Origin of the sequence: Streptomyces iakyrus (assembly GCF_000717055.1) — a bacterium.
In the GTDB taxonomy this organism is placed as follows: Bacteria; Actinomycetota; Actinomycetes; order Streptomycetales; family Streptomycetaceae; genus Streptomyces; species Streptomyces iakyrus.
This window is the reverse complement of the sequence record NZ_JNXI01000027.1, coordinates 229,862-242,266: the sequence shown is the minus strand read 5'-3', so window position 1 is coordinate 242,266 and position 12,405 is coordinate 229,862. Positions and strand designations below refer to the sequence as shown.

The window sequence follows — 12,405 nt, the reverse complement described above, 5'->3', positions numbered from 1 at the left end:
CGGGGACGGGACGGGGGCCCTACGTCACCCGCAGCTCCAGGATCCGGTCGTCCCCGTCCTTCGGGCTGCCCCGGCCGTCCGTGTTGCTGGTGACCAGCCACAGCCGGTCGCCGCCCGCCGGCACCACCGTGCGCAGCCGGCCGTACTCGCCCTCCAGGAAGGCCTGGGGCTCGGCCGAGGCCTCGGTGCCGTTCAGCGGGATGCGCCACAGCCGCTTGCCGCGCAGGCCCGCCATCCAGACCGACCCCTCGGCGTAGGCGATGCCGCTGGGGGAGGCCTCGGCCGTGGTCCACTGGTCGACCGGGTTGTTGAACTCCCCGTCGTCGGACCGGCCCTCGGCCTCCGGCCAGCCGTAGTTGTCGCCCGGCTTGATCGCGTTGAGCTCGTCCCAGGTGTCCTGGCCGAACTCCGAGGCGAACAGCCGCTGCTTGCCGTCCCAGGCCAGGCCCTGCACATTGCGGTGGCCGTAGGAGTACACCGGCGAGTCGGGGAACGGGTTGCCCGGCGCCGGCTCGCCTTCCGGGGTCAGGCGGAGGATCTTGCCGCCCACCGAGTCCTTGTCCTGGGACAGGCCGGTGTCGCCGCTCTCGCCCGTGCCCACGTACAGCATCCTGTCCGGGCCGAACTCGATGCGGCCGCCGTTGTGGATGAAGCCCTTGGGGATGCCCCGGAAGACCGTGTCGGGCGCGCCGAGCTGCTGGCCGGAGGGCTTCCGCTCGTCGTAGATCATGCGGACGACGCGGTTGTCGGAGGCCGAGGTGAAGTACGCGTAGACCATGCGGTCCGAGGCGTAGTCGGGGGACAGGGCGATCCCGAGGAGGCCGCCCTCGCCCGCCGCGGAGACCCCCGGCACCTCGCCCAGTTCGGTCTTCTTGCCGGTCTTCTCGTCGACCCGGACGATCGTCCCGTCGTCCCGGGAGGACACCAGCAGGCCGCCGCCCGGCAGGGGAGCGAGGCCCCAGGGGGAGTCCAGCCCCTCGGCGACGGTACGCACGACCTTCACCGAGCCCTCGGCGGGAGGTGTCTCCTCGGCGCCCTGGCGCGGCGGCGCGGACGACCCCGGTGCGCTACGGCTCGGGGAGGCGCCCTCGTCATTGCCCGACGACCCTGGGCCGTCGGACGAACAACCGGCCGTCAGCAGGAGCGCGGCGGCGGCCAACACGGTCGGCACGGCTCGACGTTGCACGATCATGGTCCCTTCAACGGGGCGGGTCCTCTCCCTGTCATACACCGCTCGCGGCTCCCAGGTTCCCGATCACGCAACGTCGAACCGGGAACACGGGGTTTGCCCGAAACGCACCGGGGCGGAACCGGGCCTCAGTCCCACGAGCCCCGGGCGGGGGGCAGCTCCGCTATCTCCTTCAGATCGCCGGGGGTCAGACGCAGTGCCGCCGCGGCCGTGTTCTCCGTGACCCAGCGCTCCTGCTTCGTACCCGGGACCGGAACCACGTGCGGCCCTTGGGCCAGCACCCACGCGAGGGCGACCTGGGCGGGCGTGACGTCCGTGCCGTGCCGACGGGCCACGCGGCGCAGCCCCGCGACGACCGGCTGGTTCGCGGCCATCATCTCGGCCGTGAAACGAGGGTGGCGGGCGCGCGGGTCGTCCGCCTCGAAGCCCGCGCCGGGCCGCAGCCGGCCGGTCAGATAGCCATTGCCCAGCGGCATCGCGGCGAGGAAACCGACCCCCCGCGTCCGGCACCAGGGCAGCAGGGTCTCCAGCGCCTCCGGCGACCACACCGACAGCTCCGCCTGCACCGCGCTGACCGGGAAGACCTGCTGCACCCGCTCCAGTTGCCGGATCGTCCCGTCGTGCAGCCGGGCCCCGGCCCGGCGGCCGGCCCGCGCCCCCACCGCGCACAGGCCCAACGCCCTCACCTTCCCGGCCTGGACGAGCTCCGCCATCGCGCCCCAGGTCTCCTCGACCGGCACCTCGGGGTCGGCCCGGTGCAGCTGGTAGAGGTCGATGACGTCCGTCTGGAGCCGCCGCAGCGACGCGTCGCAGGCCCGCTTCACGTACCCCGGGCGGCCGTTGGCGACGATGTGCTGGTCGCCCACGAGCAGCCCGACCTTCGTCGACACGAACGCGTCGGACCGCCGCTCCTTCAACGCCCGCCCCACCAGCAGCTCGTTGGTGAAGGGGCCGTACATGTCGGCCGTGTCCAGCAGGGACGCGCCCAGGTCGAGCGCCCGGTGCACCGCCCTGAGCGACTCGTCGCCGCGCCGCCTGGACGCGCTGTAGGCCCAGCTCATCGGCATGCACCCGAGTCCGACGGCCCCCACCGCGAGCGCCGCCGCGCCGATCGTCCTGCGCTCCACCTGGTCGTGACCCTCCCTGTTCGAGCCACCCCAACCTAACCTCTGCCGTCGCACGCTCCTGACATAGCCTCCAGAGCATGACTGCTGACGTGTGGCTGCCCATCCCGCCGGACGAGATCGACGGACTCCCCGAGGGCCCGGACTACCGCTTCTGGAACGGCGGGGAGGACTTCCCCGCGGACCCGGCCGACTGCGCCTTCTACGTCGTCCCCTACATGAAGCCCAGCCCGCTGTGCGTGCGTCCCCTGGGGCGGATGAGCAACGTCCGGGTCGTTCAGACCCTTTCCGCCGGGATCGATCACGTGGAGCCGGGGCTCGGGCGGCTGCCCGCGGGCGTGCGGCTGTGCAACGCGCGCGGGGTGCACGAGGCCAGCACCGGCGAGCTCACCCTCGCGCTGATCCTGGCCTCGCTGCGCGGGATCCCCGACTTCGTGCGCGCGCAGGACCGGGGGGAGTGGCTCGGCGGCTTCCGGCCCGCCCTCGCCGACAAGAACGTCCTCATCGTGGGATACGGCTCGATCGGCGAGGCCATCGAGGACCGGCTCGTTCCGTTCGAGGTGGCGCGGGTGGCGCGCGTCGCGCGCTCCGAGCGCACCACGGCGCGCGGTCCGGTGCATCCGCTCACCGAACTCCCCGCGCTGCTGCCGGAGGCGGACGTCGTCATCCTGTCCACCCCGCTCAACGAATCCACCCGTGGCCTGGCCGGAGCCGACTTCCTGTCCCGGATGAAGGACGGCGCGCTCCTGGTCAACGTCGCCCGCGGTCCCGTCGTCGACACCAAGGCCCTGCTCGCCGAGCTGGAGACCGGCCGCATCACCGCAGCCCTCGACGTCACCGACCCGGAGCCGCTGGCGCGCGAACACCCCCTGTGGCGTGCGCCGGGGGTACTCATCAGCCCGCACGTCGGCGGACCCACCTCCGCGTTCCTCCCGCGCGCCAAGCGGCTCCTGGTGGACCAGTTGAACCGTTATGTGAACCGGGAGCCGCTCCGCAACGTGATCCTTACGACGGGTGCATCAACCGGCTGAGAGACCTTCGAGTACCGTCCGCAATCCTCCGGGTGCGGTGGGTACTCATATATCTGTTGATCGTCACGGAGCGTAGAGAACCTATGTCCCTGAGTGACGAGACTGGTGTATCGTCCCGACAGGGGCAGCGCCGGGGACCGTTCCGGCGCCGGGGATGGACACTTCGGACTGTGAGGGGGGCGACAGGCGATGCACGGCCTTTGGGCGAGCGATCCGACGGGGCGGGGCTGCCGGCGGCGACCCTGGCGGACGGCCGCGGGCAGCCGCGGACGGCACGCCGATCACGTCGGCCACCACACCCGCCACAGCAAACGCCACAGCGCACACAGCCATCACCACCGCAGGCCCGGCAGCCGCAGGAGGCCTGACCAGCCGCCCCGCCGGGACCCGCGGGGCCCGGGAGCTCAGCGGACCGGGAGGGCCCGGTGAGCGCGCCCCCCACCCCCACGCTGGACGGAGCGCTGCGGGCACAGCCTCCGTCCCCGGGTGCGCTGCTGCCCCGCACACCGGTCACCGGCCACCGGCCGGGCCTGGCCCTCCAACTTGTCCTCGCCCTGGTCTGCGCGGGATACGCCGCAGGCTCCGCGTTCGGCTGGGGCTCGGTGGAGCTGGCCCTGATCATGGGCGACTTCGGGCTGAGCGCCGCGGCCGGCACCGCCGCCGTCTCGTGCTTCCTCTACGCCCGCAGCCGCCGTCCAGGCTTCCGGCCCGCCTGGCTGCTGTTCGGCCTCTCCTCCACCATGGCCGCCCTGGGCAACCTGGTCTGGGGGTGGTACGAGGTGGTCCTGGGACTGCCCGTGCCCAGCCCCAGCTACGCCGACCTGTTCTTCCTCTGCTTCGCGCCGCCCGCGATCGTCGGACTGCTCGTGCTCGCCAAACGGCCGGTCACCAAGGCCGGCTGGGTCTGCCTCGGGCTGGACGCCTGGCTGATCGGCGGCTCGCTGCTGACGCTGGCCTGGAGCCTCGCCCTCGCCCAGGCCGCGAAATCCGAAGGGCCGGGCGTCGCGCACATCGCGCTGTCGCTGGCGTACCCGCTGCTCGACATCGCGCTGGTCAGCATGGTCCTCGCCCTGCACTTCAGGCGGTCCGCGGTGAACCGCTCCGCGGTCAACACCGCCATCGGTGCCCTGGCGCTGACCGTGATGTGCGACGCCCTGTTCACCTCGCCGCTCATGCAGCACGACTACCGCTCCGGCCAGCTGCTCGACGCCGGCTGGTTCGCGGGCTCGCTGCTGCTGGCGTACGCCCCGTGGGCGGCGCCCCGCGCGGAGGCCGACCGCCAGGGCGCCGACCGGCACGGCGGCACGGGGCACACCCGCGTGGTGCACGAGCACGTGCCGGGGCAGCGCAGCGTCCCCCACCACCCCGTGCCCCTGCCGGGCGCCGACCACAGCCGGTACCCGGCCGCCCGGCCCATCGCCGGCTCCCTGGCCGCGCTCACGCCCTACCTCGCGGCGGCCGTGTGCACCCTGGGGATCCTCTACAACGTCCTCAACGGCCGCAGCGTCGACCGCGTGGTCCTGCTGACGGGGGGCACGGTCGTGCTCGCGCTCGTCGTACGCCAGGGCATCATGCTGCTCGACAACATCACCCTCACCCAGGAGCTGGCGCAGAAGGAGAACCACTTCCGCTCCCTGGTGCAGGGGTCCAGCGACGTCATCATGATCGCTGCTCCCAGCGGGGTCCTGCGGTACGTCTCCCCGGCAGCCGCCGGGGTGTACGGCCGCCCGGCGGAGGAACTGGTGGGCACGGAACTGGCCCACCTCATCCACCCCGAGGACCTGGGCTGCGTCGTGCACGAGGTGCGCAGATTCCTCGCCGCCGACCCGGTCGAGGAACCCACCACACGCATCGAGTGCCGCTTCCGCTCGGGCGGTGGGGAAGGCTGGCTGAACGTCGAGTCGACCGTCAACCGTCATCACGGCGGCCTCATCTTCAACAGCCGCGACGTGACCGAAAGAGTGCGGCTCCAGGCCCAGTTGCAGCACAACGCCGAGCACGACCCGCTCACCGACCTGCCCAACCGCGCCCTGTTCACCAAGCGTGTCCAGCACGCCCTCTCGGGCCGACGGGCCTCCGACCGGGGCGTGGCCCTGCGCAACACGGCCGTGCTGTTCATCGATCTCGACGGCTTCAAGGCCGTCAACGACACCATCGGGCACCAGGCCGGTGACGAGCTGCTCGTCCAGGCCGCCCGCAGGCTCCAGGACTCGGTCCGGCACGGCGACACCGCGTCCCGGCTCGGCGGGGACGAGTTCGCGGCCCTGATCGCCGGGGACAACACCCGCGACCGGGACGCGCGGGAGCGGCACATCCTGGAGCTCGCCGACCGCCTCAGGACGACGCTGTCCCAGCCCTACCTCATCGACGGCAACGATGTCCGTGTCAACGCCTCCATCGGCGTGGCCTTCGCCGAATCCGGCCTCGGGGCGGGCGAACTGCTGCGCAACGCCGACCTGGCGATGTACCGCGCCAAGGCCGGCGGCAAGGGCCGTGTCGAGCTGTACAAGCCGCAGATGCAGCAGGACGTCGCCCGCAAGGCCGAGCTCGCCACCCGCCTGCGGGCCGCCCTGCACGACGGGGAGTTCGCCCTGCTGCACCAGCCGGTGGTGTCCCTGGAGGACGGCCGGATCACCTCGGTGTCCGCGCAGGCGCGCTGGCGCTCCTCGCAAGGGGTGCTCTTCACCCCGGCGGAGTTCCTGCGTGTGGCCGAGGACAGCGACAAGACCTCCGAGCTGGGCCGGTGGCTGATCGAGGAGGCCGTCGAGCAGGCCGCCGAGCGGCACGCGACCGGACTGTCCGTGCCCGTGGTGGTGCGGATGAGCGCCCGCCGGCTGCTGGACCGGTCGATGCCGCTCGGCTCGATCGAGGCGCTGCTCACGCGGCACGGCCTGCCGTCCGGGTCGCTGATCATCGAGCTGTCGGACGCCGACCCCAGGGTCTCGCTGGACGAGCTGGAGCGGCGTCTGGGCGCCCTGCGGCGGGTCGGCGTACGGATCGCGCTCGACGGGTTCGGCAGCGGCTACGCGGCGATCACGGCCCTGAGGCGGCTCCCCGTCGACGTCCTGAAGCTGGACCGCGGTCTGGTCGAGGGCGTCGTCGAGTCGGCGCGCCTGCACAAGATCACCAGCGGGCTGCTGCGCATCGCGGGCGACCTCGGGCTGAAGTCCGTGGCCGAAGGGGTGGATCTGCCCGAGCAGGTGACCGCCCTGCGCGCGATGGGCTGCACGCACGGGCAGGGCATGGCGTTCTCCGGGCCGCTCGACGAGTACCGGCTGCGCCGGACGCTCGCCGCCGGGCACTATCCGGTGCCGAACGGACCGGCCGAACCGGCGTTAGTGGGCGGCTCCCCGCGGGTGTACAGCTCGGGTGTGTCCGCCGTCATCGGAGGCGGTACGGCCCTTCGCTCACATAATGAGACTCCCGTCCCACCCACTTGACAGTGAGTGCGTGCCGGGGGGAGGGTCAGTGCCATGCGCACCCGAATTCTCGTACTTGGAAAGCGCGTCGGCTGACGCTGAGCCTCGACCGCTCAGCATCTCCACCCGGCGCGCTCCCCTCGCTTGCCTTATGGCACGAGGGGTTTTTTGTTGCACAGGCACCCTTCGTGCAACAGCCGAAGACCGCACAAACCTCGCAAAAAACCCTCAGCATCTGAGAAGAGAATGCCGATGACCGAGCAGGCCACCGGGGCCCACCACCCGCAGCCCCGGCCCCGATCCGGAGGACACTCCGCCCCCGAGCAGGTGACGGGCGCGCAGTCCCTCATCCGCTCTCTCGAGGAGGTCGGCGCCGACACGGTATTCGGCATTCCCGGCGGTGCGATCCTCCCGGCCTACGACCCGCTGATGGACTCCACCAGGGTGCGCCACGTCCTGGTCCGGCACGAGCAGGGCGCCGGTCACGCCGCCACCGGCTACGCGCAGGCCACCGGCAAGGTCGGCGTCTGCATGGCCACCTCAGGGCCCGGCGCCACCAACCTGGTCACGCCCATCGCCGACGCGCACATGGACTCCGTGCCGCTGGTCGCGATCACCGGCCAGGTGGCGTCCAAGGCGATCGGCACGGACGCCTTCCAGGAGGCGGACATCGTCGGCATCACCATGCCGATCACCAAGCACAACTTCCTCGTCACCAAGGCCGAGGACATCCCGCGGATCATCGCCCAGGCGTTCCACATCGCTTCCACCGGCCGCCCCGGCCCGGTCCTGGTCGACATCGCCAAGGACGCCCTCCAGGCGAAGACCACCTTCTCCTGGCCGCCCGCGATGGACCTGCCCGGCTACCGCCCGGTGACCAAGCCGCACGCCAAGCAGATCCGCGAGGCCGCCAAGCTGATCACCCAGGCCAAGCGGCCCGTGCTGTACGTCGGCGGCGGCGTGATCAAGGCCAAGGCCACCGCCGAGCTGAAGGTCCTCGCCGAGCTGACGGGCGCGCCCGTCACGACCACCCTGATGGCGCTCGGCTCGTTCCCCGACAAGCATCCGCAGCACCTGGGCATGCCCGGCATGCACGGCTCGGTGGCCGCCGTCACCGGACTGCAGAAGGCCGACCTGATCGTCGCCCTCGGCGCCCGCTTCGACGACCGCGTCACCGGCAAGCTGGACAGCTTCGCCCCGTTCGCCAAGATCGTCCACGCGGACATCGACCCGGCCGAGATCGGCAAGAACCGCGCCGCCGACGTGCCGATCGTCGGTGACGCCCGCGAGGTCATCGCCGACCTGATCCAGGCCGTCCAGAAGGAGCACAGCGAGGGCCACCGGGGCGACTACAGCGCCTGGTGGAAGGACCTGAGCCGCTGGCGCGACACCTACCCGCTCGGCTACGACCAGCCCGAGGACGGCTCGCTCTCCCCGCAGCAGGTCATCGAGCGCGTCGGACAGCTCGCCCCCGAGGGCACGATCTTCGCGGCGGGCGTCGGCCAGCACCAGATGTGGGCCGCCCACTTCATCGAGTACGACAAGCCGGGCACCTGGCTGAACTCCGGCGGCGCCGGGACGATGGGCTACGCCGTCCCGGCCGCGATGGGCGCCAAGGCCGGAGCCCCCGAGCGGGCCGTCTGGGCCATCGACGGCGACGGCTGCTTCCAGATGACCAACCAGGAGCTCACCACCTGCGCCCTGAACAACATCCCGATCAAGGTCGCCGTCATCAACAACGGCGCCCTCGGGATGGTCCGCCAGTGGCAGACCCTCTTCTACAACCAGCGGTACTCCAACACCGTCCTGCACTCCGGCCCGGACGACGTCAACCCGGAGGCCCGCGGCACCCGCGTCCCCGACTTCGTGAAGCTGTCGGAGGCCATGGGCTGCTACGCGATCCGCTGCGAGTCCCCGGACGACCTCGACAAGGTCATCGAAGAGGCGAACTCCATCAACGACCGCCCGGTCGTGGTGGACTTCATCGTCCACGAGGACGCGATGGTCTGGCCGATGGTCGCCGCCGGCACCTCCAACGACGAGATCATGGCCGCCCGGGACGTCCGCCCCGACTTCGGCGACAACGAAGACGACTGAGCGAGAGAGACGTAAAAGACCATGTCCAAGCACACGCTCTCCGTCCTGGTGGAGAACACCCCCGGCATCCTCGCCCGGATCGCCGCCCTGTTCTCCCGCCGCGGCTTCAACATCGACTCGCTCGCAGTCGGCGTCACCGAGCACCCCGACATCTCCCGCATCACCATCGTCGTCGGCGTGGAGGACCTGCCGCTGGAGCAGGTCACCAAGCAGCTCAACAAGCTCGTCAACGTGCTGAAGATCGTCGAGCTGGAGCCGTCGCAGGCGGTGCAGCGCGAACTCGTTCTAGTGAAGGTGCGCGCCGACAACGAGACGCGCTCCCAGATCGTCGAGATCGTCCAGCTGTTCCGCGCCAAGACCGTCGACGTCTCCCCGGAGGCCGTCACCATCGAGGCCACCGGATCCGGCGAGAAGCTGACCGCGATGCTCAAGATGCTGGAGCCGTACGGCATCAAGGAGCTCGTCCAGTCCGGCACGATCGCGATCGGCCGTGGCGCCCGTTCCATCACGGACCGTTCGCTGCGCGCCCTGGACCGGTCGGCCTAGGACCCCGAAACGGGCGGTCGGCGCGCCGTCGGCCGCCCGTATTCCGAGACCCTCAGACTTCCCTTCCGCCCCCCGTCATACGGTGGGACGCAACACCTGCACTCCCGAGGAGAGAACCCAAAGTGGCCGAGCTGTTCTACGACGCCGACGCCGACCTGTCCATCATCCAGGGCCGCAAGGTCGCGGTCATCGGGTACGGCAGCCAGGGCCACGCCCACGCGCTGTCGCTCCGTGACTCGGGTGTCGACGTCCGCGTCGGTCTGCACGAGGGCTCCAAGTCCAAGGCCAAGGCCGAGGAGCAGGGCCTGCGCGTGGTGAGCCCGTCGGAGGCCGCCGCCGAGGCCGACGTCATCATGATCCTCGTCCCGGACCCCATCCAGGCCCAGGTCTACGAGGAGCACATCGCCCCGAACCTGAACGACGGCGACGCCCTGTTCTTCGGCCACGGCCTGAACATCCGCTACGGCTTCATCAAGCCCCCGGCCGGCGTCGACGTCTGCATGGTCGCCCCGAAGGGCCCGGGCCACCTGGTCCGCCGCCAGTACGAGGAGGGCCGCGGCGTTCCGTGCATCGCCGCCGTCGAGCAGGACGCCACGGGCAACGGCTTCGCGCTGGCCCTGTCGTACGCGAAGGGCATCGGTGGCACCCGCGCCGGCGTCATCAAGACGACCTTCACCGAGGAGACCGAGACCGACCTGTTCGGTGAGCAGGCCGTGCTCTGCGGTGGCACCGCGGCGCTGGTCAAGGCGGGCTTCGAGACCCTGACCGAGGCCGGCTACCAGCCGGAGATCGCCTACTTCGAGTGCCTGCACGAGCTGAAGCTGATCGTCGACCTCATGTACGAGGGCGGCCTGGAGAAGATGCGCTGGTCGATCTCCGAGACCGCCGAGTGGGGCGACTACGTGACGGGCCCGCGGATCATCACGGACGCCACCAAGGCCGAGATGAAGAAGGTCCTCGCCGAGATCCAGGACGGCACCTTCGCGCAGCAGTGGATGGACGAGTACCACGGCGGCCTGAAGAAGTACAACGAGTACAAGAAGCAGGACTCCGAGCACCTGCTGGAGACCACCGGCAAGGAGCTGCGCAAGCTCATGAGCTGGGTCGACGAGGAGGCGTAAGCCTCACGGCCGAGGGGCCGGAGCATCCCCGCTCCGGCCCCTTCGGCGAACCCGGGGTAACGTCGGTGGTACGGCGTTGTCCATCCCGTCCGCCACGGACGGGTGATCCTTCCGCAGCGGCACAGGACGACGCCAGGTGCGCCACTAGACTGCTGCACACATACATACGCGTCAGGCCCACAGCGTCGTGCGTCTTCCACGCGGCAAGCATCCCTCCACCGCCTGCGGCCGTCGGGACGGCCGTCCGCAGCACTGGACTTGTGAGGACTCACGTGAGCTCGAAACCCGTCGTACTCATCGCTGAAGAGCTGTCGCCCGCCACCGTCGACGCGCTGGGCCCGGACTTCGAGATCCGGCACTGCAACGGCGCGGACCGAGCCGAGCTGCTCCCGGCCATCGCCGATGTGGACGCGATCCTGGTCCGCTCGGCCACCAAGGTCGACGCCGAGGCGATCGCCGCCGCGAACAAGCTGAAGGTCGTCGCACGAGCCGGCGTCGGCCTGGACAACGTGGACGTCTCCGCCGCCACCAAGGCCGGCGTGATGGTCGTCAACGCCCCCACCTCGAACATCGTGACCGCCGCCGAGCTGGCCTGCGGTCTGCTCGTCGCCACGGCCCGCAACATCCCGCAGGCCAACGCCGCCCTGAAGAACGGCGAGTGGAAGCGCAGCAAGTACACCGGCGTCGAGCTGGCCGAGAAGACCCTCGGCGTCGTCGGCCTCGGCCGCATCGGCGCGCTCGTCGCGCAGCGCATGTCCGCCTTCGGCATGAAGGTCGTCGCCTACGACCCCTACGTGCAGCCGGCGCGCGCCGCGCAGATGGGCGTCAAGGTGCTGTCGCTGGACGAGCTGCTGGAGGTCTCCGACTTCATCACCGTCCACCTCCCCAAGACCCCCGAGACCCTCGGCCTGATCGGCGACGAGGCGCTGCGCAAGGTCAAGCCGAGCGTGCGCATCGTCAACGCCGCGCGCGGCGGGATCGTCGACGAGGAGGCGCTGTACTCCGCCCTCAAGGAGGGCCGGGTCGCCGGTGCCGGTCTCGACGTGTACGCGAAGGAGCCCTGCACGGACTCCCCGCTCTTCGAGTTCGACCAGGTCGTCGCCACCCCGCACCTCGGTGCCTCCACCGACGAGGCGCAGGAGAAGGCCGGTATCGCGGTGGCCCGCTCGGTGCGCCTCGCCCTCGCCGGTGAGCTCGTGCCGGACGCGGTGAACGTCCAGGGCGGCGTCATCGCCGAGGACGTCAAGCCGGGGCTGCCGCTCGCCGAGCGCCTGGGCCGGATCTTCACCGCGCTCGCCGGTGAGGTCGCGGTCCGCCTCGACGTCGAGGTGTACGGGGAGATCACCCAGCACGACGTGAAGGTGCTGGAGCTGTCCGCGCTCAAGGGTGTCTTCGAGGACGTCGTCGACGAGACGGTGTCCTACGTCAACGCCCCGCTGTTCGCACAGGAGCGTGGCGTCGAGGTGCGCCTCACCACCAGCTCCGAGGCGACCGAGCACCGCAACGTCGTCACGGTGCGCGGCACCCTCGCCGACGGCGAGGAGGTGTCGGTGTCCGGCACGCTGGCCGGCCCGAAGCACCTGCAGAAGATCGTCGCCGTCGGTGACTACGACGTGGACCTCGCGCTCGCCGACCACATGATCGTGCTGAAGTACGAGGACCGTCCCGGTGTCGTCGGCACGGTGGGCCGCATCCTCGGTGAGGCGGGCCTCAACATCGCCGGCATGCAGGTGTCGCGGTCGGTGGCCGGCGGCGAGGCGCTGGCCGTGCTGACCGTGGACGACACGGTGACCGCGACCGTGCTGGCCGAGGTGGCCGCGGAGATCGGGGCGACCTCGGCCCGGTCGGTGAACCTGGCCTGACCTTCCCGGGGGCTCC

Annotated in this window: 8 protein-coding genes; 6 read left to right on the top strand and 2 right to left on the bottom strand. The window is 71.0% G+C overall.

The window, feature by feature from the left end; translation table 11 throughout:
• Positions 1–19: 19 nt before the first annotated feature.
• Positions 20–1,192: a PQQ-dependent sugar dehydrogenase gene (locus OO68_RS34715; RefSeq protein WP_033313252.1), complete on the bottom strand. Its 1,173-nt coding sequence runs from the start codon at positions 1,190–1,192 to the stop codon at positions 20–22.
• Positions 1,193–1,317: 125 nt separating this feature from the next.
• The gene (locus tag OO68_RS34710; RefSeq protein ID WP_033313250.1) at positions 1,318–2,316 is read right to left on the bottom strand and encodes an aldo/keto reductase; all 999 of its coding nucleotides are present in this window, start codon (positions 2,314–2,316) and stop codon (positions 1,318–1,320) included.
• A 77-nt stretch (positions 2,317–2,393) separates the two neighbouring features.
• On the opposite strand from OO68_RS34710, the gene OO68_RS34705 reads away from it, so the two are divergent.
• The 6 genes from OO68_RS34705 (at position 2,394) to serA (ending at position 12,389) form a co-directional block, all read left to right on the top strand.
• A complete protein-coding gene (locus tag OO68_RS34705; RefSeq protein ID WP_078625631.1) occupies positions 2,394–3,344 on the top strand; it encodes a 2-hydroxyacid dehydrogenase in 951 nt (316 codons plus the stop codon).
• A 425-nt stretch (positions 3,345–3,769) separates the two neighbouring features.
• Positions 3,770–6,784 (top strand): putative bifunctional diguanylate cyclase/phosphodiesterase, encoded by a 3,015-nt coding sequence (locus OO68_RS34700; RefSeq protein ID WP_033313247.1) that lies wholly within the window; start codon positions 3,770–3,772, stop codon positions 6,782–6,784.
• A 225-nt stretch (positions 6,785–7,009) separates the two neighbouring features.
• Entirely contained in the window at positions 7,010–8,860 is a 1,851-nt protein-coding gene (locus OO68_RS34695) for an acetolactate synthase large subunit (RefSeq protein WP_033313246.1), read from the top strand.
• A 21-nt stretch (positions 8,861–8,881) separates the two neighbouring features.
• Positions 8,882–9,406 carry an acetolactate synthase small subunit gene (gene ilvN / locus OO68_RS34690; protein ID WP_003993148.1) on the top strand — a complete coding sequence of 175 codons (525 nt, stop codon included), beginning with the start codon at positions 8,882–8,884 and terminating at the stop codon, positions 9,404–9,406.
• Positions 9,407–9,528: 122 nt separating this feature from the next.
• Entirely contained in the window at positions 9,529–10,527 is a 999-nt protein-coding gene (ilvC, locus tag OO68_RS34685; protein WP_033313245.1) for a ketol-acid reductoisomerase, read from the top strand.
• A gap of 272 nt (positions 10,528–10,799) precedes the next feature.
• Positions 10,800–12,389 carry a phosphoglycerate dehydrogenase gene (gene serA / locus OO68_RS34680; protein ID WP_033313244.1) on the top strand — a complete coding sequence of 530 codons (1,590 nt, stop codon included), beginning with the start codon at positions 10,800–10,802 and terminating at the stop codon, positions 12,387–12,389.
• Positions 12,390–12,405 lie beyond the last annotated feature (16 nt).

What these genes read in the sequence shown, in the direction of transcription:
- OO68_RS34715 (WP_033313252.1), bottom strand. Translation starts at nt 1,192, where the DNA reads ATGATCGTGCAACGTCGAGCCGTGCCGACCGTGTTGGCCGCCGCCGCG.
- OO68_RS34705 (WP_078625631.1), top strand. Translation starts at nt 2,394, where the DNA reads ATGACTGCTGACGTGTGGCTGCCCATCCCGCCGGACGAGATCGACGGA.
- OO68_RS34695 (WP_033313246.1), top strand. Translation starts at nt 7,010, where the DNA reads ATGCCGATGACCGAGCAGGCCACCGGGGCCCACCACCCGCAGCCCCGG.
- ilvN (WP_003993148.1), top strand. Translation starts at nt 8,882, where the DNA reads ATGTCCAAGCACACGCTCTCCGTCCTGGTGGAGAACACCCCCGGCATC.